The sequence below is a fragment of the Rhodoferax sp. ZS1R8 genome (assembly GCF_056521325.1).
Genome location: NZ_JBWMBA010000008.1, coordinates 1 through 21,846 on the forward strand (window position 1 = coordinate 1; position 21,846 = coordinate 21,846).

20 protein-coding genes and 1 pseudogene are annotated in these 21,846 nt (G+C 59.8%); 7 read left to right on the forward strand and 14 right to left on the reverse strand.

Annotation, left to right across the window (positions count from 1 at the left end):
* The first annotated feature begins 929 nt into the window (after window positions 1-929).
* Window positions 930-1,313 (forward strand): vWA domain-containing protein, encoded by a 384-nt coding sequence (locus AC097P_RS21650; protein WP_479612519.1) that lies wholly within the window; start codon window positions 930-932, stop codon window positions 1,311-1,313.
* A gap of 358 nt (window positions 1,314-1,671) precedes the next feature.
* Window positions 1,672-2,345 (forward strand): annotated as a pseudogene (locus AC097P_RS21655) (PP2C family serine/threonine-protein phosphatase).
* Window positions 2,346-3,041: 696 nt separating this feature from the next.
* On the opposite strand, the gene AC097P_RS21660 reads toward AC097P_RS21655, so the two are convergent.
* Window positions 3,042-6,659 carry an LAGLIDADG family homing endonuclease gene (locus AC097P_RS21660; protein ID WP_479612520.1) on the reverse strand — a complete coding sequence of 1,206 codons (3,618 nt, stop codon included), beginning with the start codon at window positions 6,657-6,659 and terminating at the stop codon, window positions 3,042-3,044.
* Window positions 6,660-7,096: 437 nt separating this feature from the next.
* Here AC097P_RS21660 and rpoH point away from each other — a divergent pair, with 437 nt between their 5' ends.
* The gene (gene rpoH, locus AC097P_RS21665; RefSeq protein WP_479612521.1) at window positions 7,097-8,038 is read left to right on the forward strand and encodes an RNA polymerase sigma factor RpoH; all 942 of its coding nucleotides are present in this window, start codon (window positions 7,097-7,099) and stop codon (window positions 8,036-8,038) included.
* A 186-nt stretch (window positions 8,039-8,224) separates the two neighbouring features.
* Window positions 8,225-8,635, forward strand: a complete 411-nt coding sequence (locus tag AC097P_RS21670) for a response regulator transcription factor (RefSeq protein ID WP_479612522.1) — start codon at window positions 8,225-8,227, stop codon at window positions 8,633-8,635.
* A 5-nt stretch (window positions 8,636-8,640) separates the two neighbouring features.
* Here the strand turns inward: AC097P_RS21670 and AC097P_RS21675 are convergent, their stop codons facing one another.
* Window positions 8,641-9,279, reverse strand: coding sequence for a response regulator (locus AC097P_RS21675; protein WP_479612523.1), 639 nt, complete (start codon window positions 9,277-9,279; stop codon window positions 8,641-8,643).
* Between the two features lie 50 nt (window positions 9,280-9,329).
* On the opposite strand from AC097P_RS21675, the gene AC097P_RS21680 reads away from it, so the two are divergent.
* Window positions 9,330-10,703 carry a CHASE3 domain-containing protein gene (locus AC097P_RS21680; RefSeq protein WP_479612524.1) on the forward strand — a complete coding sequence of 458 codons (1,374 nt, stop codon included), beginning with the start codon at window positions 9,330-9,332 and terminating at the stop codon, window positions 10,701-10,703.
* Between the two features lie 26 nt (window positions 10,704-10,729).
* Here AC097P_RS21680 and AC097P_RS21685 read toward each other — a convergent pair whose 3' ends face one another.
* The 5 genes from AC097P_RS21685 to AC097P_RS21705 are packed head-to-tail and all read right to left on the reverse strand — an operon-like array spanning window position 10,730 to window position 14,862.
* On the reverse strand, window positions 10,730-11,338 hold the full coding sequence (locus tag AC097P_RS21685; protein ID WP_479612525.1) for an SCO family protein: 609 nt from the start codon (window positions 11,336-11,338) through the stop codon (window positions 10,730-10,732).
* A complete protein-coding gene (cyoE, locus tag AC097P_RS21690) occupies window positions 11,335-12,237 on the reverse strand; it encodes a heme o synthase (protein WP_479612526.1) in 903 nt (300 codons plus the stop codon). The genes AC097P_RS21685 and cyoE overlap by 4 nt, the downstream gene beginning before the upstream one ends.
* Window positions 12,234-13,415, reverse strand: a complete 1,182-nt coding sequence (locus AC097P_RS21695) for a COX15/CtaA family protein (protein WP_479612527.1) — start codon at window positions 13,413-13,415, stop codon at window positions 12,234-12,236. The genes cyoE and AC097P_RS21695 overlap by 4 nt, the downstream gene beginning before the upstream one ends.
* Window positions 13,416-13,439: 24 nt before the next feature.
* A complete protein-coding gene (locus tag AC097P_RS21700) occupies window positions 13,440-14,129 on the reverse strand; it encodes a hypothetical protein (protein ID WP_479612528.1) in 690 nt (229 codons plus the stop codon).
* A complete protein-coding gene (locus AC097P_RS21705) occupies window positions 14,122-14,862 on the reverse strand; it encodes an SURF1 family protein (protein WP_479612529.1) in 741 nt (246 codons plus the stop codon). The genes AC097P_RS21700 and AC097P_RS21705 overlap by 8 nt, the downstream gene beginning before the upstream one ends.
* 15 nt (window positions 14,863-14,877) lie before the next feature.
* Between AC097P_RS21705 and AC097P_RS21710 the strand changes: the two genes are divergently transcribed.
* Window positions 14,878-15,102: a twin transmembrane helix small protein gene (locus AC097P_RS21710; protein ID WP_479612530.1), complete on the forward strand. Its 225-nt coding sequence runs from the start codon at window positions 14,878-14,880 to the stop codon at window positions 15,100-15,102.
* Window positions 15,103-15,179: 77 nt separating this feature from the next.
* Here the strand turns inward: AC097P_RS21710 and AC097P_RS21715 are convergent, their stop codons facing one another.
* The 7 genes from AC097P_RS21715 to AC097P_RS21745 form a co-directional block, all read right to left on the reverse strand.
* Entirely contained in the window at window positions 15,180-16,061 is an 882-nt protein-coding gene (locus AC097P_RS21715) for a cytochrome c oxidase subunit 3 (protein ID WP_479612531.1), read from the reverse strand.
* 83 nt (window positions 16,062-16,144) lie between these two features.
* Window positions 16,145-16,360, reverse strand: a complete 216-nt coding sequence (locus AC097P_RS21720) for a DUF2970 domain-containing protein (RefSeq protein ID WP_479612532.1) — start codon at window positions 16,358-16,360, stop codon at window positions 16,145-16,147.
* The gene (locus AC097P_RS21725) at window positions 16,360-16,959 is read right to left on the reverse strand and encodes a cytochrome c oxidase assembly protein (protein ID WP_479612533.1); all 600 of its coding nucleotides are present in this window, start codon (window positions 16,957-16,959) and stop codon (window positions 16,360-16,362) included. Before AC097P_RS21725 ends, AC097P_RS21720 begins: the two co-directional genes overlap by 1 nt.
* 3 nt (window positions 16,960-16,962) lie before the next feature.
* On the reverse strand, window positions 16,963-17,073 hold the full coding sequence (locus tag AC097P_RS21730; protein ID WP_479612534.1) for a cytochrome oxidase small assembly protein: 111 nt from the start codon (window positions 17,071-17,073) through the stop codon (window positions 16,963-16,965).
* A gap of 5 nt (window positions 17,074-17,078) precedes the next feature.
* Window positions 17,079-18,701 (reverse strand): cytochrome c oxidase subunit I, encoded by a 1,623-nt coding sequence (gene ctaD, locus AC097P_RS21735; protein WP_479612535.1) that lies wholly within the window; start codon window positions 18,699-18,701, stop codon window positions 17,079-17,081.
* Window positions 18,702-18,758: 57 nt separating this feature from the next.
* Window positions 18,759-19,949, reverse strand: a complete 1,191-nt coding sequence (gene coxB / locus AC097P_RS21740) for a cytochrome c oxidase subunit II (RefSeq protein ID WP_479612536.1) — start codon at window positions 19,947-19,949, stop codon at window positions 18,759-18,761.
* Window positions 19,950-20,112: 163 nt separating this feature from the next.
* On the reverse strand, window positions 20,113-21,027 hold the full coding sequence (locus AC097P_RS21745) for a methyltransferase domain-containing protein (protein WP_479612537.1): 915 nt from the start codon (window positions 21,025-21,027) through the stop codon (window positions 20,113-20,115).
* Between the two features lie 62 nt (window positions 21,028-21,089).
* Between AC097P_RS21745 and AC097P_RS21750 the strand changes: the two genes are divergently transcribed.
* Window positions 21,090-21,785 (forward strand): ComF family protein, encoded by a 696-nt coding sequence (locus tag AC097P_RS21750; RefSeq protein ID WP_479612538.1) that lies wholly within the window; start codon window positions 21,090-21,092, stop codon window positions 21,783-21,785.
* The last annotated feature ends 61 nt before the right edge of the window (window positions 21,786-21,846 follow it).

Consider the following 21,846-nt stretch of genomic DNA (forward strand, 5'->3'; position numbering starts at 1 on the left):
GATCCTGCACCATGCGTACAGCGCGTTCGCGTACTTCGGGGGAAAAACGATTTGATTTCTTGCTCATGACTCCATCTTCTCAAAGGTTGGAGCCTCCTCAAAATCCGGGGCGATTCACAAAGGTCAGTTTATCAAACTAATAGTGCTATTGTGACAATAATGGTTATCGCAATAGATCTATTTTTACTACGTCTTTTTCCGAACGTTTCAGCGCACCCACGCTCTGCTAGTCAGGCACTGTCGCGGGCAGTGCCAGTTGCTAGTCACACAATATGGCAGCGTGTTGTGGCAGGATGCGCCCTTCCAGGGCGTCACGGTGTGGCGAGGCGTTGGCCGCGGCCGAGTAGTAGTAAACCTCAGACGCGACGTTCGTTCGGTGAAACTAAGTAATTCGATGAAGAATCTCTTCCGAAGCTGAAGGTAACCGTACCCTCAAGAACGCGGACGGTGCACATCAAAACAACTGCTTCGGCAATCCCCGCTTGAGGGCAACGGGACCTTAGTGGCGCAGCGATGACCTGCGAGTGAGCAGCAGAGAATACGATATGCCTGCATATGGCGCCTTCCGAAAGGGCCTTTTGATTGGTCTCTATGCTGAGCATTGAATCCAATAATCCCCCTGGGTACTCCATGAAATTCGGAATTGGTAAGCCATCTCTGAAGAAGATGATTTCCGCTCGCACCTCGCCGGCGCGTTTTGTCCAGAATAGCCTTGGAGTCAAAGCTCCTCGCGGGTGGGGGTGGCTCACCAACCCGAAGCGCGCCGCATACAACCGGGTGTATTCCCGGACCACGGTTAGCATTTGGTCATTGCTGCGGGCGATTTTTGGCGGCAAGCGCTAGCCAAGCGCCCGGTTAGGGTCGCTATACCGGGCAATTCCCTCGATGCAGGGGTCTGATACACTTTTTAACACTATCCAGGGGCACCCATGAGCGAACAAATTTCCTTTGACACCAACGATTTTGCGAGCAATCCAGAACCTCGTTGCCCATGCGTCCTCTTGTTGGACGTATCGGGTTCGATGAACGGCGCTCCGTTGAACGAGCTCAATGCAGGGTTGGCTGTGTTCAAAGATGAATTAGCCGCTGACTCTCTTGCAATGAAGCGCGTGGAAGTTGCCATCGTGACGTTTGGCCCCACAAAGATTGAAATGCCCTTCACAAGTGCATCGACTTTCTATCCGTCAACACTCGTTGCTCAAGGTGACACCCCCATGGGCAGCGCCATCACTCAGGCGTTGGAATTGGTCAAAGACCGCAAGAATGAATATCGGCGAACGGCATTTCCTACTACCGCCCTTGGGTTTTCTTAATCACCGACGGTGGCCCCACCGACTCGTGGCAGGCGGCAGCCGCTGCCGTGCGCGAAGGTGAGGCATCTAAGCAGTTTGCTTTTTTTGCCATTGGCGTGAAAGGTGCAAACATGGACGTTCTCAAGCAAATCAGCTCACGCGAACCGTTGTCGCTGGAAGGACTGCGTTTCAAAGAGCTGTTTAGCTGGCTTTCCAGCTCCCTGCGGTCTGTGTCGCGGTCGACGCCAGGCACGGAAGTCCCCTTGGAGTCGCCCAAAGGCTGGGCAGCCGTTTGAACTGGCGGGTTCTTGGTGCCTCTGAAGTAGGAACCTCACACGTTTCAGTTGGCCGTAACTGCGAAGACAGTTGTTGGGCTCAGGTGGGCTCCACTCCCGCAGGCATGCCCTTCCTGCAGCTGTTCGTAGCAGACGGGGCAGGAAGCGCGACGAATGGCGGGGAAGGTGCAGAACTGGCGATTCAGGCTGCTGCAGACTTCATTGGGGAAAAGCTGAAGTTGTCGGAATTTGGGCTGGGTGACGAATTGGCCACTGAATGCGTAATGGCCGTTCGGGACAAGATATACGCTCGGGCAGACGCGATGGGCCTCAAAGCCCGCGACTTTGCCTGCACGTTCTTGGGGGTTTTGTCTTGCAAACTGGGCACTTTGGTGCTTCAGATTGGAGATGGCGGGATTGTTTTAGATGTGGGGCAAGGGCTAGAGGTACCCGTTGTTCCAATGCTGGGGAGTACGCCAATATGACCCACTTCGTGACGGATGAGGACGCTATCAAAAAAATGGTGACTAAGTCCTACCCGGGTATCTCATTGCGCGTCGCGGTTTTCAGCGACGGGCTGCAGCGCCTGGCCCTGAACATGGCGGACAACACTGCACACGAGCCATTCTTTGCTAATTTTTTCAAGGTGCTAGGAACTTCCACATCTGAACAGGACGAGCAGCTTCATGCAGCGTTGATTCGATTTCTTCAAAGTCCAGCGGTAAATGACCGCACGGATGACGACAAGACTTTGGCATTAGCTGTTCTGTCCCGTTAGCCGCGATGCAAAGACGCTGGTCACCTCGAAGGGGACGCCAATACAGATAGGCCGTGAGCTAGGAAGGGCGGAGAGGGCTCTGTGTTTGAAGTCCAGTCTTTGTCGGACCAGGTAGCCAAGCTGTACCACCAGCTCCCTGACGCAAAGAAGCAGGCCAAGCTAACGTTTATGGCCAGCACAGCTGACCGGCAATTGTTGAGCTACGTGGCTTGGCCTCAGGAAACACTCCATTCGTCAAGAGGTGGGCCAGTCGTCGGGTTTTTGATGCCGAAGGTGGTGGGCAAGGCCCCTGTTCACATGGTTTACAGCCCTGCCCACCGGCGGCAGGACAATCCGAAAGCAGCGGCATTGCTCGATTAGTCGATTCTCAAAACAAAAACCCCAGCAGGGTGCTCTCGCAAGAATTCACCAAGAAGCGGTTTTCTTTGGCCTGTGCCGGCCGGTGTTTGGAAAGACGTAACACTTTTCTGAATTTTCGGTGTGAGGATTCAGAAAAGCGGCCCCCTGTTGGGGAGCCGCATCCAAATCTAAGCCAAAAGCCTAGAGTATTTTTGGGTACAACGAATCACTGTTGCAACCTTATGAGCGAAAGTTGTTGGCTCCACAGCCGCTTGCGCTGTAAAAAAGGCAGCTTATGCCGTCAAAAAGGCAGCTTATGCTGTCACCCACAGTCGGCTAAATTCTGTTCCGGTGCCGTCACCCACAGCTTCCCACATGCCCACATTGGGTACAGTAGTCGCAACCATCTTTGCGGATCACGGCATGGGCGCCGCATTCACCGCATTTTTTGCCCGCCATCACTGGCAGGGGTGCGGTTGCCAGTGCGCTTTCGTGCTGTGGCAGCAGCGCATCGGATTCGGGCTGCACATCGGTGGAACGGCGGTTGTAGTTGCTGGTCTTGGTCCGGTTGCGTTGCGATTGGATGTTCTGGATCGCAAAGGCCATGGCCGCCACTTCGGAGTCGTGCCACATCGGCACCTGGGTGCCATCTTCTTTCTGGTGCGTACCCAGTCGCACGGGGCCGCGGTCCCAGGCCACCTTGCGCATATCACTGAGTGCGCGCTCCAGGAAGCCGCCACGTGCGGCCAGCGACAGCAGGCGCATGCTGGACGTGATCCACTGCTGCGATTCGCCGCTCTGCCCCACGGGCATGAAGAATTCAATCGCGCGGTCTACCATGCCGCCGTTGGGCAGCGGCACGGGCAAAAAGGATACCAGTAGGTACAGCGTCTTGTGGCCCTCTTGCGTCCAGTAATCCACCTTTTCTGCGACGGCGGACAGCGCGCCCTTGGGGCGGCGTTCGATGACCGTACGCATGGGGTCAACCACAGGTGCGGGCGGTGTGGGGGCTACGGGAGCGGCTGCGGTCTCGGTTGGCGTCACGTGTAACACCGAGCCCAGAATCGCATTGGGCCGATACGTTGCCAAACCTTTCAGGCGCGCATTCCAGGCTTGCTGGTACAAATTCTTGAAGTCGTCGTAGGGGTAGTCGGCCGGCACGTTCACCGTCTTGGAGATGGCGGTGTCGACAAAGGGCTGCACCGCTTCCATCATTGCGATATGGTCGGTGGCCGACATCTCCAGTGCGGACACGAAGTAGTCCGGCAGCTGGTTTACATCACCACCCAGCTCGTGGTACAGGCGCCAGGCGTGGTCTTCTACAGAGTACTCGGTGTAGCTGCCATCGCCCTCGCGCTTCTTGCGCTTGTACATCCACGAGAAAGGCGGCTCAATGCCATTGGACGCGTTGTCGGCAAAGGCCAGGCTGACGGTGCCTGTGGGCGCGATCGACAGCAGGTGGCTGTTGCGGATGCCATGCTTGCGGATGGACTGCTGCAAGGCGGCCGGCAAGCGGCTGGCAAAGGTGCCCGCCTCCAAATAGCCGTCCGCGTCGAACTTGGGGAAGGCGCCCTTCTCTTGCGCCAGCGCCACCGAGGCGGTGTAGGCCGCATCGCGCATGCTGGTGGCAATACGGGTCGCCATTGCACGGCCCTCTGCCTTGTCGTAGCGCAGGCACAGCATGGCCAGCGCATTGCCCATGCCGGTAAAGCCCACGCCGATGCGGCGCTTGGCCGACGATTCGTCGCGCTGCTGTTGCAGCGGCCAGAAGGTCACGTCCAGCACGTTGTCCAAAGCGCGGACCTGGATCGCCACAGATTTCTCGAAGGCTTCGAAGTCAAACGCCGGCACACCGGCAAAGCCAAAGGGATGGCGGATGAAGCGCGTCAGGATGATGGGGCCCAGGTCGCAGCAACCATAGGATGGCAACGGCTGCTCGCCGCAGTTGTGAACATACAGGCCATTGGCGTCAAAGGCGTGCACATCCGCCACGGTGACGTCATACACGTCCTCGCTACCGTCTTCTGTCACGGATTCCACGGTGGCGGTAAAACGTTCGGCATTCAGCGCACGGCGGTAACTTGCCAACGACTGCTCCAGGCGCTCGGCCTTGTGCGTATCCGCAAAACCGATGCGGTCTGCATACACCTGCAAGCTGCTGCCGCTGATGAGCAATTCGTGCTGCGCATCGGTTTCATACACCTTCATGCCGCCTTTTCCATCGGGCATGGGCTTGGCTTGGGCCGGGCGGCGATTGGGATAGATGGTGGCCGCAACGCCCAAGCGCAGCAACATGCGCTGCACCGACTGCAGCAGGCCCAAATCGCTCTGCGCCAGGCGCACGCTGACACCCTTGTCCTGCGTGCCTTGCACAGAGCCGTCTGCGTCGAACAGACCGCGCAACAGCCCCGCCGAGAAGTCGGACGAGCTCGCTTCCATGGCCGGCGTAATGGTCTTGTGGCCCGGGCGCATGCCAAAGCCATGGGCCAAATGCCACACTGCGCCCGATACCATGCGTGCCTCGCCACGGCTCGCTATCGGCCGCTGAAAGCCACGAAAATCAGCGCGGTGCGACAGCGTCGACGCCGCTGCTTCTGCCGCGGCAACAATGCCTGCCGCACCCGTGCTGGCATAGGCCACCGTGCCGTTGGCAACCTGCTTAAGCTCTGGCGCCCAGACGGAGATAACAGCCTTGGCGCTCTTCAGCGTGCCATCGCCCACCAGCAGGCCCAGCAAATAACCCTGCTCCTGCGTGCCGACGCCATCCCAGCCGCCCAACGCGCGGTGGTCATGCAACACGATTTCATCACCCTGGCACAGTTGCGCGGCAGGCACCCACTCGGCTTCGAGCACGTAGCGGGTCTTGCGTGCCACGCGGCGCACGCGGTGGTCTGCGGTGAGCCGCAAGGTGTGGCCTTCGCGGGTGCGCAGCGCCAGCACCGGCTTGTGGCCGGTCTTGAAGAACCCTTCGCTCTCGACCTTGTAGGCCTTGCCATCCACTACGGCCGAGAAGTCTTTGCCAATCAGATCCGCCACTTGCGCGGGGCCATCGGTTGTCAACACCCAGGTGTCGGCTGTCACGCAAGGATTGGTCGCAGCAATGGTCTCGCAGTAGCGCAGGTTGTTGTCTTTGTTGATGTGGTCCAAGAACAAAATGCCGGGTTCAGCAAAGTCGTAGGTGGAACGCATCACCGTGTCCCACAACTCGCGCGCCTTCAGCGTCTGGTAGACCCATTTGCCATCCGCGCGCTGAAAAGCGCCCTTTTCCAGCAACGTGGAACCGGGCTTTGCCGGGTGCACAAGCTCCCACGGCTGGTCATTGGCCAATGCTTCCATGAAGGTATCGGTCATGCCCACCGACACATTGAAGTTGTTCCAGCGGCCCGGCGTGCGCTTGGCGGTGATGAACTCCATCACGTCCGGGTGGTCCACGCGCAGCACGCCCATTTGCGCACCGCGGCGCGCGCCCGCGCTCTCCACCGTGGAACACGACTGGTCGAACACATTGATATAGCTGCAAGGGCCCGACGCCATGGACGCTGTGCCCTTGACCGCCGCGCCGCGTGGGCGGATGCGCGAGAAGTCATACCCCACACCGCCTCCGCGGCGCATGGTCTCGGCAGCCTCGCGCAGGGCTTCGTAGATGCCCGGGTAACCATCTTCGTCCATGCCCTGGATGCAATCGCCCACCGGCTGCACAAAGCAGTTGATCAATGTGGCTTGGATATCGGTACCGGCAGCGCTCATGATGCGGCCCGCGCCAATGGCACCGGCGTACAAATTTTCCAGGAAGATGGCCTCGTACTTGGCGCGGTCCTCTTCCTTTTCTACTGACGCCAACGCACGGGCCACGCGGGCAAACAGGTCTTCGATACCGGTTTCGCCGGGTTTGAGGTACTTCTCGGCCAGCACGTCGTGGCTGATGGGTTGGATGACGATCTGGTTTTGGGTGGGGGCAATGGGGTCGCGTTTCATACCGTTATCTCCTGAGAATGGGTGCCGAACGGTGCAGCCCGAGATGGCTGGAACTCCGGTGGGTTCGGCGCTTTGCGCGCGCGAAAGGGGCTGATTCTGGCAGGTGTTTAGCACCGTTTGGGTAGCTTCAGCCGGCGCAGGACGCCCGAAATTTTTCACATCAAGAAAAAAACACACCAGCCCCCGGGGGTGTTGGTGCGGGCGCTATGTTTCCCATAGCTAGTATTTTTTCTTATTTTTTTGCCGGGCGATAGGGTGTCTGTTGCGCGGCGCACTGCTCTTTTTCGCTGCGCTATTGAAAATGGGGCCCGTGGACCCAAGCTACCGCCACAACGCCCTGCCCCATCTCATTTTTTGATCGGGGACATTGAACTTCTTTATTAGCACTCGCTCATAGAGAGTGCTAATATTGACCGCTAGATACAAGGAGTTCAGGTATGTCATACCCATTGGGACACGCAGCCACCGCCGTAACACTGGCCAATCCATGGTCGATGGTGCCGTCGCTGGGCAATTTGGACGCCTATATTTCGGCTGCCAACCGCCTGCCCATGCTGACGCTGGAGGAAGAGCAGGAGTTCTCCCGCAAATTCAAGGCCGACAATGACCTTGAAGCAGCTGGTAAGTTAGTGCTATCTCACTTGCGGCTGGTGGTGTCGGTATCACGCCAATACCTGGGCTATGGCCTGCCGCACGGCGACCTGATCCAGGAAGGCAATGTGGGGCTGATGAAGGCCGTCAAGCGGTTCGACCCCGACCAGGGCGTGCGCCTGGTCAGCTACGCGCTGCACTGGATCAAGGCGGAAATCCATGAATACATTTTGAAGAACTGGCGTATGGTCAAGGTGGCAACCACCAAGGCGCAACGCAAACTGTTTTTCAACCTGCGCTCGATGAAGCAGCGCTTCAAGAGCGAAGATGCAGCGGCCGACTTGGGCACACACCGCGACACGCTGAACCCCGAGCAGATCGACGCGATGGCGCGCGAACTGAAGGTCAAGCCCGAAGAAGTCATTGAGATGGAAACCCGCATGTCGGGTGGCGATGTGTTGTTGGATCCCTCTCCGTCAGATGATGGCGAAGAGGCCTATGGCCCGATCGCCTACCTGACCGATACCAAGCACGAGCCTATCGCCATGATCGAAGCGCATCAGCGCGACGTGCTGGCATCCGAAGGCATTGCCGCAGCGCTGGACGGCCTGGATGCGCGTAGCCGTCGCATCGTTGAAGAGCGTTGGCTCAAGGTCAACGACGACAACTCGGGTGGCATGACACTGCATGAGTTGGCTGCCGAATATGGCGTCAGCGCAGAACGCATTCGCCAGATCGAGGTGGCTGCAATGAAAAAGATGAAGACGGCGCTGGTCGAATACGCCTGATTTCGTACAAGGTGCCATACGACCCTTGCAGGCGCTGCTTGCAGGGGTCTTTTTTTTTCCGGATAAACAATGATCTGGAGCCCTGTAGCATCGTGTCTGTACGACCCAGCACAGAGTGCAAATTCACTTGTAAAACCGCACACTTAACACCACAAGCGTTTGCACAGTGGATACCATGGTCGAGCCATGCAACGCCTCAAAACCTATATTGTCGAAGACAGCCCGGTCATACGCGATAGCTTGATCGCTGCGCTGGAAGAGATGACACCGGTGGATGTGGTCGGCGTTGCGCAAGATGAAGCCAGCGCAGTGCATTGGCTGGCCGAACCTGGGCACTGTGCAGATTTGGTTATCGTCGACATATTCCTTAAACGCGGGTCGGGCTTGGGCGTACTACGCGCAGCTAACTGCACGATACCGTCTCGCAGTCTTGTGGTCCTGAGCAACCACGCAACCACAGAGATACGGCGCCGTTGTACCGAACTGGGCGCTGGCAAGGTGTTTGACAAGTCCAACGAATTGGACGCTTTGATGTTGTACTGCGAACGCCTGGCGGCGGGCGAGGCGGGCCAGACCGGAGCCGGAGAATTGACGTGAGGGGCTTACTGGATCAACCCGTTTTTAAGTGCGTAATAGGTTAAGTCGCTGTTGGATGCCAGATTCAACTTCTCCATGATCCGCGCCCGGTATGTACTGACTGTCTTGATGCTCAGCGACATGTGTTCTGCAATATTGCCAACCGCTTCCCCCGCAGCAAGCCGCAAGAAAACCTGCAGCTCGCGCTGCGACAATTTCTGATGGGGCGGCTTCTCCAGACTGCCGCCGCCCACCAGCGCATCGGCAAGTTGCTCTGCAACGGTGGCACTGATGTATTTGCGGCCACGCGCTACTGTACGGATGGCATCAACGATGTGCTCAGGATCACAATCCTTTCCCAAGTAGCCACTCGCGCCTTGTTGCAGCAGGGCGGTAGCGTAATGGGTCTCGGGCAGCGCGCTCAAGATCAGCACCGCCAGTTCGGGAGCGCGTGCCTTGATCGCGACCAGGGCTTCAACCCCACCCTGCTCACCCATCGAAAGGTCCATTACCATCACGTCAATGCCGCCGGCTCGCACCAGATCCAAGGCCTCGCGGCCATCGGAGGCTTCGGCAACGACCGTAAGATCTGCATGGTCCGAAAAAAACTGCCGCAGCCCCGCCCGCACGATGGCATGGTCGTCAACAATGGCAATTCGGATCATGGTGTTTCGCGCGCTCCCAACTTTGTTTAGCTTGTATTTTAGGCCAGCCCATGCAGACCCCTTTTCCCAATGTCGTGGCACGCAAGCCGGTGGCAATCTTGTTGTTCGTACTTGCGTCATTGGGCATGGTGTACATCACTGAGGATTCCAACCGGCGCGCCGCCATGCTGATCCAGAATCTTAGCGCCATTGCCGAAAACCGGCTGCATTTGTACGATCTGACCAAGGGCGTTCTGGACGCAGAATCCGGACAACGCGGATACCTGTTGACCGGCCAGCAGGAGTACTTGACACCCTACCATACCGCGCTCAAAGACATCAACAGCGCATTTACCCACCTGGACGCCGCCTACAGCCGTGACCCCCACTCGGCCGCACTGCTTAAGAAGTTGCGTGTATTGACGGAAACCAAACTCTCCGAACTAGCCCTCACGGTTGCCCTGCAGGACGAAGGTCGGCGCCAGACCGGTCGGGACATCACACTCAGCGGCATTGGACAAGAATACATGGAGGGCATTCGCGCCACCGGCGCAGAGCTGTTGGAGCTGGAGACCCGCCGCCTCCAAAGCAGCCAGGAGCGGGTGGCAGACATCCTGTTGTACAGCCGATTAGGGGTCGCGTTGCTAAGCGTTATCAGCCTGTTTCTGGTGCTGGTCAATATGCGGCATAACCAATCCTTCAAGGCCCAACAGGCCCAGCACCAGCGGGCTTTGCAGGCCGAGCAGGCGCTCCTGCAAAGTGAAGTGATACGCCGCACGCTGCAACTGGTTGAGCTGAACAACCACTTGCAGACGGCGCGCGAAGACGAACGCCACCGCATCGCACGGGATCTGCATGACGAGTTGGGAGCCCTGTTGACTGCGGCAAAGCTGGATGTGGCCCGTATCAAGTCTCGCCTGGGCACGACCGCACCCGAAGCGCAAGAACGCATCAAGCACTTGGTGGAGACACTGAACGCGGGTATTGCGTTGAAGCGGCGCATCATCGAAGACCTGTGGCCTTCCACGCTGGGAAATCTCGGGCTGGTGGCCACGCTGGAAATTTTGGGCCGGGAATTCTCAAAAAGTGCCGCCATACCGGTGCACTGTGCGCTGCAGCCAGTTCATATGACGGCGAATGCCGAGCTCGTCGTCTACCGCCTGGTACAGGAGGCCACCACCAACATCGCAAAGTACGCGCAGGCGCACAACGTATGGCTAAGCCTGGCATCGGTGGAAGGCCAGATTGAGGTGAGCGTGCGCGATGATGGCGTCGGCTTTGACGCCGAGCAGGCAAACAAAAAGGCCCATGGCCTGTTGGGAATGCGCTTTCGCGTAGAGGCCGAGGGTGGGGTCCTTGAAGTGGTAGCCAACCCCGGTGAGGGAACCTTGGTCCGGGCTCGGCTACCAGAATCTGCACCTACCACGGACGCAGCACACGGCTGACGTCCCGTGCGGCAGGCTTTGCAGTGTTACGCAGTGTTTTTGAGCAGCTGGCGTATGTCGTCTGCCAGCGGCTTGGGGCCGCTGCCATAGCGCGTGAACAGGCGCAGGCGGCCCTTGGTATCGTAGACATAGCTGCCAGCAGAATGGTCCATGCTGTAGCTGGTGGGCGTCTTGCCATCCACCTTTTTGAAGTAGATCTTGTAGTCTTTGGCCAGCGCGGCCAACTTGTCGGGCGTGGTGCGCAGCGCCACAAAGCTGGGATCAAAATTGGCCATGTAGGCCTTCAGCAGCTCAGGCGTATCGCGATCCGGGTCCACGGTAACGAACAGGGCTTGCAGCTTGTCGCCGTCTGATCCCAGGGACTTCTTGACCTCGGCCATCTCCGCCATCGTGGTCGGGCATACATCGGGGCACTGCGTGTAACCGAAGAACAGCACAACCACCTTGCCGGCATAGTCGCTAAGGTGGCGCACCTGGCCGTTGTGATCGGTCAATTCGAATCCCTTGGCGTAGTCGGCACCGGTCACGTCCACCGACGAGAACGCGGCCTGCTGCGGTGAGCATGCGGCAAAAAGAGCTGCAGCCCCCGCCAGGACAGCGTAAGCAGCTATAGATTTGATAGTGATATTTTTCATCGTAGGAGATAGTGGTCCAGCAGCAGCGCCGCAAAGAGCACGCTAAGGTGTATCAGCGAAAAGCGGAAGGTCTTGCGGGCCAGCGCGTCCGAGTAGTCGCGCCACAGCCACCAGGCATACAGGCAAAAGCCAAAGCCCAGCACCACGGCCGCCGCCAGGTAGAGCCAACTGCTCATGCCGTAGATGAAGGGCAGCAGGCAGGCGGCAAACAGCACGAAGGTGTACAGCAGGATCTGCAGCCGCGTGAATTCGCTGCCGTGGGTGACTGGCAGCATGGGAAGGCCGGACTTGCGGTAGTCCTCCACGCGGTACAGCGCCAAGGCCCAGAAATGCGGCGGCGTCCACAGGAAGATGATCAGAAACAGGATCATGGCCTCCGGTCCCACGTCGCCCGTCATCGCAGCCCAGCCCAGCACCGGCGGCATGGCGCCCGATGCACCGCCGATGACGATGTTCTGCGGCGTCAGCGGCTTCAGGATCACGGTGTAGACGACGGCGTAACCCACAAAGGTCGCAAAGGTCAGCCACATGGTGAGCGGGTTGACCCATACGTACAGCAACACCGAACCGGCTGCGCACAGGATGCCGGAGAACAACAGTGTCTGCGTATTGCTCAGTTCACCGCGCGCCGTGGGGCGCCAGGCGGTGCGCTTCATCTTGGCATCTATGCCCTGCTCCACGATGCAGTTGAAGGCGGCAGCGGCTGCAGCCACCAGCCAGATTCCCAGGCAGGCGATGGCGGCCAGGCCGAACTGCGGCCACGTCGGCGCGCCGGGCACGGCCAGTACCATGCCGATCAACGCACAAAACACGATCAGCTGGATGACCCGTGGCTTGGTCAGCGCGTAGAACTGGCGGAACACCGACGGCGGCGGCAAAGAGGTGGTGTCGGAGGTCATGCGCGCAGTCCGGAGGGGGTTGTGGCTGCACCGGCAGGCGAAGCAACGGAAAGTGGAGAAGAAGGAGGGGCTTGTACCACGACCAGCAGGCGCACCAGCACAACAGCCAGCGCGCCCGCGCCACCGGTATGCATCACGGCGGCCAGCAGCGGCCAGCCCAGTACCACATTGCTCAGGCCCGTTGCCAGTTGCAAGGCCAGCAGGCCGGCTAGCCAGCGGCCGTGCTGGCGCAGGGCCGCCACGGCACACAGGCGCCATGCCAGCAGCGACAGCAGGGCGAGCGTGACACATGCCAACAGGCGGTGGGCGAAGTGGATGGCCGTTAGCCCCTGGAAGCTGATGTGTGACCCGTCACGCTGGTAACCCAGCGGGCGCCAGATCTCGAAGCCATGCTCAAAGTCCATCTGTGGCCACCAGCTGCTTTGGCACTGCGGAAATTCGGTACAGGCCAGCACTGCATAGTTGGTGCTGACCCAGGCACCGGATACCGCTTGCACGGTTAGCAGTAGTAGGGCCAGCGCAACCCATATGCGCAAAGAGGTCCATTGCACGGGAATGAAGGGCGCAGGTGCGTTCTGTCGCGCCAGCAACGTTACCTGTACGGTCAGCAGGCCCAGCAAGATGTAGCCACCCAGCAGGTGCAGCGAGACGATGGCCGGAAACAGCTTCATCGTCACCGTCAGCGCGCCAAAACCGCCTTGAATGCAGACCCACACCATGGTTGCAGTGGCCCACCAAGGGCTGATGCCGGCACGCCCATCGCCGGGTTTGCGTTGCGGCCAGGCCAGCGCCGCCAGCGCCACGGTCAACAGGCCGACACCCATGGCCAGGTACCGGTGCACCATCTCTATCCAGGCCTTGCCCTGCGTCACCGGGCCGGTGGGCATGGCTTGCTGGGCGGTGTCAATGTGGTCGCTGGCACCTAGGGGGCTGGCACTGCCATAACAGCCAGGCCAGTCCGGACAGCCCAGGCCGCTGTCGGTCAGGCGTGTAAATGCGCCAAACAGCACCAGGTCAAACGTCAGGAACAGCGTAACCACGGCCAGCGCATGCACGCGCCCCAAGGGGCTGATGCGGCGGGTGCGCAGGTACACCATCAGCAAGGGGCCAGACCCCAGCAGCGCACCTATTACCAGCAGGCGCAGGACGGGCGAGAGATCGTAGAGGGCAGATGGCATGGAACGTATAACTTGCAGAAGGTGTTAGCGCCCGGCCTTGTCCCAGTGCACGGAGGCTCGCATCAGCCGGTCCAGGTCGCGCTTGACCTTGGTCGCGGCTTGGGTGTCCAGCTTGGCCGGGAAACGCATCATCCAGTTGCCCAGCGGGTCCACCAGGTAGAGGTGCTCTTCCAACGCATGGCCCGGCTCAGGCGCCAGCCACTCGGTCAGCCCGGCGGGCGGCACGCGGATGACGGTTGCCTCTTTCAACGCGGGCATCAATTCGGGTGCTACGGGTGCGGCGTCGTTGACCAGCCAGACCCAGTCCAGACGGTCCTTTTCCTTGCCCAGGCCTTCACGCAGCTGACGCTGCAGGTAAAGGTGGCGCGCGCACTGCTCACCGCACGCGGCGGGCGATACGCTGACCAGCAGCCACTGTCCTTTCAGGTCTTGCAGGTTGACGGCTTTGCCGTCCAGCGTGCTGCCCGCCAGGGCCGGTAGCGCGCGCAGAGGCTGGATCAGCTCGCCATAGTTGCGCCGGCCTTCAGGCCGGATCACGTAGAACGTCAGGTAAGACGCGACGACTGGCGCGGCGCAAACCAGCAGCACCGCCAGCATCTTCACGCGACCCATGCGGGTGCGGCTGGCGGAGCGTGCCTCCATGTCCACGGGTTCGGGCAGGGTGTGCACCGTCAGGCCCAGAGGCTGATCGTTGTGGGGGGGTGCGCTAGACATCGGGGCTAAGGTCCTTTGGGCGGCGAATAAAACGTCGAAAAATCTGAAACCACAGGTACAGCAGCGTGAACAGGGCAGCCATGCCAAACCATTGGGCGGCATAGCCATAGTTTTTTTCGACCCCCAGGTTCACGACGGGCCAATCACGCAGCAAGCCTTCAGGGCTGGGACCAGCCTGTTGCAGCGTCAGCGGTAGCAGCGGCAAACCGGTCTCGGCACTGAATTGTGGCAGGGCCAGATTTTGCCGGATTGTGCCGCCGGTTGGCGCCCCAAGGGCATACAGGTCGGACGGCGGCGGGGCCATACGGCCTTCGATTTCCTGCATGCCTAAGGGGGTGTCGATATGGGGCACCCGGGTGCGGTCGTCGAGGCCACGGGGTACCCAGCCACGCTGCACTGCCATCGCCCCCTGTCCGCCCTCCAGAACAAACGGCGTGATGACCACAAAGCCTACGCGGCCAGCCATCGGCCGGTTCTCCAGAAACACCGTAGCCTTGCCCGGCGCCCAGCTGCCGCGCAGCCGGGCACGCTGGTGCAGCAGCGCCATGGGGTCGGCGGCGGCCAGCAGGGCTGCGGTGGTCAACGGCGCCTTGGTGCCCTGCTGATCCATAGCGGCCTGCCGGGCCTGCTTTTGCGCGGCACGCGACAGTTGCCAAAAGCCCAGGCTGGACGTTACCCCCACTGCTATGAGCGTGGCTACTGTAATCAGCACAAACTTCAAACGGGCGTTCACCGGATAATCCTGCCCATGACATACCTTGTAATCATTGCCTTTGTCGCCATTCTTTCCAGCCTGGGTGCCGCCCTGTTCTTCATGCTGCGCGGAGGCGGGAGCGAAGAACCCAAGTCATCCAACAAGATGGCGTGGGCGCTGGCGGCTCGGGTTGGCGTGTCCATTGTGTTATTTGTCTGCGTATTGATTGCCTGGAAACTGGGTTATATCCATCCCACCGGCATTCAGGCGGGGCAGTAAAGAGACAGCAACCGCTGCGCCCAACAACCAAAAAGGCACCGCAAGCGGTGCCTTTTTTTGTGTGCAGTGCTGCGCGATCAGAGCCAGTACACCAGGATGTACAGACCCAACCACACCACGTCAACGAAGTGCCAGTACCAGGCAGCACCTTCGAAACCGAAGTGGCGCTCTGGCGTGAAGTGACCCTTTTGCAGGCGCAGTGTGATGAACAACAGCATCAACATACCCACGAACACGTGAAAGCCGTGGAAACCGGTCAACATGAAGAACGTGGAGCCAAAAACACCGGAGCTGAGCTTCAGGTTGTACAGCGTGTAGGCATGGTAATACTCGTATCCCTGCACGCCCAAAAAGGTCATGCCCAGCAGCACGGTGATCCACATGAAGCCAATGGTCTTGCTACGGTTGCCGGCTACCAGCGCGTGGTGCGCAATCGTCAGCGTCACGCCGGATGTCAGCAGCAGCGCGGTATTGATTGTGGGCAACCAAAACGGACCCATCGTCGTGAAAGGCTCAACAATACCGGCAGGGGATGCAGTGGCACCGGCAGCCAGGCTGGGCCACACGGCCTTGAAGTTGGGCCACAACACCGCGTTATCCAGGCTACCCAACGCAGGCACCGAGTGCGAACGAGCCCACCACAAGGCGGTGAAAAATGCGCCGAAGAACATCACTTCCGAGAAGATGAACCAGGTCATGCTCCAGCGGAAAGAAATGTCGATCTTGTGGCCGTACTGGCCACCCTGGCTTTCAGCAACAGCGTCGCTGAACCACTGGTACAGCACAAACAGCCAGCCGACCAGACCCGCTGCCAAGGACCACTTGCCCCAGTCCGCGCCATTAACCCATTGGCCTGCACCCAAGATGACGAAGAACAGGCCCAAGGCGGCCATCGCGGGGTGGCGCGAAGGGCCAGGGATAAAGTAATACGGTGTTGCGCCGTGTGTTGTCGAACTCATTTCTATCTTCTCCTATTCCACTATTCCAATCAGTTGAAAACAGCACCTGCCGCAGTACGGCGAAGGTCTGTCCCACAAGTTATTTACTTTGCAACGACCCAATTGACAAAACCGATCAAGCCCACAACCAACAGCAGCACACCCACCAGGGCGACCACCATCACGTGCATGGGGCTGACTTTGCTAAGGTCTTCCTGGTAGGCGCTTTTGCTGCGAATACCCAAAAAAGACCAGGCCACCAACTTGACGCTGCGCCATACGGATGGCGCGGCACCTGCATCCACATCAGTTCTGGCCATCACGACCGGCCCCCAGGGCCGGCGCCCGCAGGTGCAACGGCGACGGGCGCCGCAGGAGTCTTGCCACCCACTTCAAAAAACGTATACGACAGCGTGATGGTCTTCACGTCCTTGGACAGTTTGGAGTCCACATAAAAGACCACAGGCCACGACTTCTTCTCACCCGGCTCCAGCGTGTACTGGTTGAAGCAAAAACACTCCAGTTTGTTGAAGTGCGCCGTAGCCTGCTGTGGCGCATAGCTGGGAATAGCCTGCGCCGACATACGCCGGTTCTGCGTGTTCTGGAACTCGTACATCACCGTGGTCAGCTCACCAGGGTGCACCTGCAGCGAACGCTGCGCGGGCTTGAACTCCCATGGGCCGCGGCTGTTGGCGTCAAACTCGACGGTAATCGTACGGCTCAGATCCACCTGGGTATTAGCTGGCAAAGTGGGCTTGGCCCCGGGCACCGCCTGCTCTCCCAGAGCCAAGATGTTGATGCCCGTCATTTCACAAATTGCCTTGTACAGCGGCACCAGCGCGTAGCCGAAGGCAAACATGCAGACGGCAACCACCGCCAGCTTGCGCACCATACGGACATTTTCACGCTGCAGCAGCATGGCTTATTTACCCAGGAACACCATGCGGGCCATGAAGCCTACAAAGAACAGTACAGCAATGGACGCCAGAATCAACCCGGTGCGGACATTGGCTTTCTTTTGTTCGGGCGTCATGTTGTTCAGCCGATGATCTTGGTCGCGGTTGCGTCCAGTTTGGGAGGTGTTTCAAACGTGTGGAAAGGCGCGGGCGATGGAACTTCCCACTCCAGACCTTCTGCCGCTTCCCAGGGTTTCTGGGGCGCTGGCTGGCCCTTGCCGCGCATCGCGGGGATGACAATGGCCACGAAGAAGTACACCTGTGCAAAACCGAAGAAGAAGCCACCGACGGACGCGATCGCGTTGAAATCGGCAAACTGCATCGGGTAGTCTGCATAGCGACGGGGCATGCCGGCCAGACCCAGGAAGTGCATCGGGAAGAAGGTCACGTTGAACGCGATCAGCGACCACCAGAAGTGGATCTTTCCGCGGGTCTCGTTGTACATCACGCCGGTCCACTTGGGCATCCAGTAGTAGGCACCGGAGAACATTGCAAACAGCGAGCCTGCCACCAGCACATAGTGGAAATGGGCGACGATGTAGTAGGTGTCCTGCAACTGGATGTCGATCGGTGCAACAGCCGGGATCAACCCGGTGAAGCCACCCATCGTGAACACGAACAGGAAGCCGACCGCGAACAGCATCGGCGTCTCAAACGTCATCGAACCTTGCCACATGGTGGCGATCCAGTTGAAGATCTTCACAGCGGTCGGCACGGCGATCAGCATCGTCGCGTACATGAAGAACAGCTGGCCTGTGACGGGCATACCGGTGGTGAACATGTGGTGGGCCCACACGATGAAGGACAGGATGGCAATGGAGGAAGTGGCGTACACCATGGAGGCGTAACCGAACAGCTTCTTGCGTGAGAACGCAGGGATCACCTGGCTGACGATGCCGAAGGCCGGCAAGATCATGATGTAGACCTCGGGGTGGCCGAAGAACCAGAAGATGTGCTGGTACATCACGGGGTCACCGCCGCCGGCGGGGTTGAAGAAGCTGGTGCCGAAGTGGCGGTCCGTCAGCGTCATCGTGATGGCGCCGGCCAACACAGGCATCACGGCGATTAGCAGGTAGGCGGTGATCAGCCAAGTCCAGCAGAACATCGGCATCTTCATCAGTGTCATGCCAGGTGCGCGCATGTTCAGGATGGTGACGATGATGTTGATCGAACCCATGATGGAGGACGCGCCCAGGATGTGCATGGCGAAAATACCAGCGTCCATCGAGGGACCCATTTGCAGGGTCAACGGTGCGTACAACGTCCAGCCGGCAGCGGGTGCGCCGCCAGGCATGAAGAAGGAACCCACCAGCATCAAACCTGCAGGGATCATCAGCCAGAAGCTGAAGTTGTTCATCCGGGCAAAGGCCATGTCGCCAGCGCCGATTTGCAACGGGATCATCCAGTTGGCGAAGCCCACAAACGCCGGCATGATGGCGCCAAACACCATGATCAGGCCGTGCATGGTGGTGAGCTGGTTGAAGAACTCGGGTTGCATCAACTGCAAACCGGGTTGGAACAACTCAGCACGGATCATCAATGCCAGCACCCCGCCGACCATCAGCATGGTGAAGGCAAACAACAGGTACAGCGTACCGATGTCCTTGTGGTTGGTGGCGTACACCCAACGTTGCCAGCCCACGGGGGCATGGTGGTCGTGGTGGTCGTCATGGGCATGGTCGTGGTGGTCTAGAACGGCACTCATCCTGGTTTCCTTCTCAATTCTGACTAATTTCGTTCAATGGCTAGGGCTGGCAGCAGCTTATTTGCTGCGCTGGGCCTGCACGTCCGCCGGTTGTACGACCTGCCCGGTCTTGTTGGACCAGTTGTTCTTGGTGTAGCTGATCACAGCCGCGATGTCGGTGTCGCTCAGCGCTTTCCAGGAAGGCATCGCACCATTGTTCTGGCCATTCAGTAGAACCAGAATCTGTTTGTTCTTGTCGCTATCGAGCACGACGGGCGAACCATCCAGCGGCTTGATCGGGCCAGCACCCTTGCCGTTGGGCTGGTGGCAGGCGGCGCAGTTGGCCGTGTAGACCTTTTCACCACGCTTGGTCAGGTCGGCCAATTCCCAAACCTTGGACGGGTCATCTGCCTTGGCGGCCAGCTTCTTCATTTCGCCATCTACCCACTTGGAATAGTCCTCAGCGGACAAGACCTTCACGTGGATGGGCATGTACGCGTGCTCCTTGCCGCACAGTTCCTGGCATTGGCCATGGAAGTCGCCGGTCGTCTCGGCGCGGAACCAGGTGTCACGCACGAAACCGGGGATCGCATCCTGCTTGATACCAAACGAGGGCACGGCAAAAGCATGAATCACGTCGGTAGAGGTCGTAATGATGCGAATTTTTTTGTCAACTGGTACAACCAGCGGGTTGTCAACCTTCAAGAGGTAGTCGTCCGGAGCGACTTCACCCTTCTTGGGGCCGCCGTTACTGGACATGATGCGCTGGGCATTGTCCAGCGTGGAGATGAAACCAATGCCTTCGCCCTCACCCTTCAGGTAGTCATAGCCCCATTTCCACTGCATGCCGGTGGCCTTGATGGTCAGGTCGGCATTGGTGGTGTCTTTCATCGCGACCACGACCTTGGTCGCAGGCAGCGCCATCAGGATCACGATGATGAACGGGATGATGGTCCACACTACTTCCACCAGCACGGATTCGTGGAAGGTGGCGGGCTTGTGGCCTTTGGATTTACGGTGTTTCCAGATGGAATAGAACATCACCGAGAACACAGCGACGAAGATGATGGAGCACACGATCAGCATGAACCAATGCAACCAGGCCTGCTCTTTGGCGATGGCGGTCACGGCGGGGTGAAGGTTCAACTGGTTTACCGCAGGGCCGCCAGGAAGGTCATTGACCGCATGCGCCAGGCTAAATGCCGCAGTACCGGCCCAGGCGCTTGCCGCGAGGAGCAGTGAAGCCAATTTATTGAAAATGCTCTTCATCTTGGTCATTTCTTCGTCGAATCAGATTAAACAGTGCCAACTCCTGCTCCCGCACGCGCAAAGGCAGCGGGCAGACAAGAAGGGCAAGAACGCGGTTTGCCCGCTATTGTAGCCGACCTACCCTCTCAAAATCGGTGGTCTGGGCTCGCAAAAGCCCTCCGCATCAGCCCGAAGTGCCGTTTTTTCGGCCCTCGCGCAAGGTCTCGCGCATTGCATCCAGTGATACCGAGGTTTCATTGGCTACCATCAGCCGCGGCGGGGCCTTGAATGCATGTCCGTAAACGATTTCGAACGTCAACCGTAACTGGCCCTCGCTGTCGGCCACGGCCAGCTGCTCCAGTTGCGCCAACAGTTGCGCATGCCAAGCCCGCCCGCGCAGCGCGGGGAAGCGTTGCGGATGCAGGTTACGCCCCAGTTCGCGCAGCTCTTGCAACAAACGCTCGGGCGTCGAAAAGGTGAGCGTGATGCGCTCCATGTCCATCACCGGTTCCGAGAAGCCTGCATGCACCAGCATGTCGCCCCAGTCGTGCATGTCGGTGAAGGCGTGCGAGGCCGGGGGCCAACCCTGGGCAGCATACAGCGCGCGCAGTTCGCGCAGCGTGTCCGGCCCCAGGCAGGAAAACATCACAAAACCTCTGGGCTGCAGCAGACGCTGCCACTGTGCAATCAGCGCCTGGGGGTCGGCCGCCATGTGCAACGCCATATTGGCCCACAGCATCTGGACGGGCTGCTCGGGCAGACCGAAATGCAGGGCCGGTCCCGTCCACCGGGCCGGGCTCCACCACGCGGGTGCCAACAACTTTTTGGCGGCATGGGTGTGGTCGGCGTGGGCATGGGCCACGTAGCAGCTTGATCGGGGATAGCGCGCCATCAACAGCGCGTGGGCCTGGGTGCTACCCAGCAGCGGCTCCCAGTGCACCCATGTCTCGGGCTGCAGCGTCATCCATTGCAGGCGGGCCTCCATGCGCCGCGCCACCTCTTCGTGCAGCCAGGGCGATGCGGACGGCAACAGTGCTGCCCAGTGCGCGGCCGCCTGGGGGGCAATCGTCGGGGGCAGATCGGGGGATTGGGGCGGCATGTCAGGCAAAGAGAAAAGGCACGGGTCCCGGGGTAGCCGGGCGGCCCGAGTATATTGGTTCGGTGTTGCGCCAATTGCTACAAGGTCTATCCCGACGGCTGCCCAGCCAGTGCGCCGTCTGCCACGCATGGCCCGCGCACAGCGTCTGCGAGGCCTGTGTGGCCGCGTTTGCCCAACCGGTTGCCCGCTGTGCCACCTGCGCGCTGCCGGTGGTCAGCGGCGTGCGCCAATGCGGCGCCTGCATCGTCAAGCCACCGCCGCTGGACGCCTGCCTGGCCGCCCTGCCCTATGCCTACCCGTGGTCCACGCTGGTGGCGGACTTCAAATTCCGCCAGCACCCTGGCTGGGCCAACAGCTTTGCGGCGCTGTTGCGCGCCGCGCCTTGGGTGGAGCCGGCACTGGACGCCGCCGATCTATTGCTGCCAATTCCGCTGTCCAAGGAGCGCCTGCGCCAGCGCGGCTACAACCAGGCCCATGTGCTGGCCGCCGCGCTGGATGCGCCCAAACTCGCGCACGGCGTACTGCTGCGCGTGCTGGATACGCCCCCGCAACGGACGCTGCCGCGCAGCGAGCGGCTGCGGGCAGTGCAGGATGCGTTTGCCATCGACCCGCTGCAGATCCAGCGCATCCAAGGCAAACGTGTGGTGCTGCTAGACGACGTGATGACCAGCGGTGCATCGCTGCACGCCGCGGCGCGCGTGGTGCGGGCCGCAGGCGCCGCGCACATCACCGCGCTGGTGCTGGCCCGGACGGAGTAATCTTCAGGAACGCTATCAATTCGGTAGCTGCTTACGCACGCTGCACGAGGGCTGGAGCCCG

Bases quoted from the DNA above. Each gene is read 5' to 3' on its own strand.
- AC097P_RS21695 (WP_479612527.1), bottom strand. From the start codon at position 13,415: ATGCCATCTGCCCTCTACGATCTCTCGCCCGTCCTGCGCCTGCTGGTA.
- ctaD (WP_479612535.1), bottom strand. From the start codon at position 18,701: ATGAGTGCCGTTCTAGACCACCACGACCATGCCCATGACGACCACCAC.
- AC097P_RS21700 (WP_479612528.1), bottom strand. From the start codon at position 14,129: ATGTCTAGCGCACCCCCCCACAACGATCAGCCTCTGGGCCTGACGGTG.
- AC097P_RS21650 (WP_479612519.1), top strand. From the start codon at position 930: ATGAGCGAACAAATTTCCTTTGACACCAACGATTTTGCGAGCAATCCA.
- AC097P_RS21730 (WP_479612534.1), bottom strand. From the start codon at position 17,073: ATGACGCCCGAACAAAAGAAAGCCAATGTCCGCACCGGGTTGATTCTG.
- AC097P_RS21715 (WP_479612531.1), bottom strand. From the start codon at position 16,061: ATGAGTTCGACAACACACGGCGCAACACCGTATTACTTTATCCCTGGC.
- AC097P_RS21670 (WP_479612522.1), top strand. From the start codon at position 8,225: ATGCAACGCCTCAAAACCTATATTGTCGAAGACAGCCCGGTCATACGC.
- AC097P_RS21710 (WP_479612530.1), top strand. From the start codon at position 14,878: ATGACATACCTTGTAATCATTGCCTTTGTCGCCATTCTTTCCAGCCTG.
- AC097P_RS21675 (WP_479612523.1), bottom strand. From the start codon at position 9,279: ATGATCCGAATTGCCATTGTTGACGACCATGCCATCGTGCGGGCGGGG.
- AC097P_RS21745 (WP_479612537.1), bottom strand. From the start codon at position 21,027: ATGCCGCCCCAATCCCCCGATCTGCCCCCGACGATTGCCCCCCAGGCG.
- AC097P_RS21725 (WP_479612533.1), bottom strand. From the start codon at position 16,959: ATGCTGCTGCAGCGTGAAAATGTCCGTATGGTGCGCAAGCTGGCGGTG.
- cyoE (WP_479612526.1), bottom strand. From the start codon at position 12,237: ATGACCTCCGACACCACCTCTTTGCCGCCGCCGTCGGTGTTCCGCCAG.
- AC097P_RS21680 (WP_479612524.1), top strand. From the start codon at position 9,330: ATGCAGACCCCTTTTCCCAATGTCGTGGCACGCAAGCCGGTGGCAATC.
- coxB (WP_479612536.1), bottom strand. From the start codon at position 19,949: ATGAAGAGCATTTTCAATAAATTGGCTTCACTGCTCCTCGCGGCAAGC.
- AC097P_RS21685 (WP_479612525.1), bottom strand. From the start codon at position 11,338: ATGAAAAATATCACTATCAAATCTATAGCTGCTTACGCTGTCCTGGCG.
- AC097P_RS21660 (WP_479612520.1), bottom strand. From the start codon at position 6,659: ATGAAACGCGACCCCATTGCCCCCACCCAAAACCAGATCGTCATCCAA.
- AC097P_RS21720 (WP_479612532.1), bottom strand. From the start codon at position 16,360: ATGGCCAGAACTGATGTGGATGCAGGTGCCGCGCCATCCGTATGGCGC.
- rpoH (WP_479612521.1), top strand. From the start codon at position 7,097: ATGTCATACCCATTGGGACACGCAGCCACCGCCGTAACACTGGCCAAT.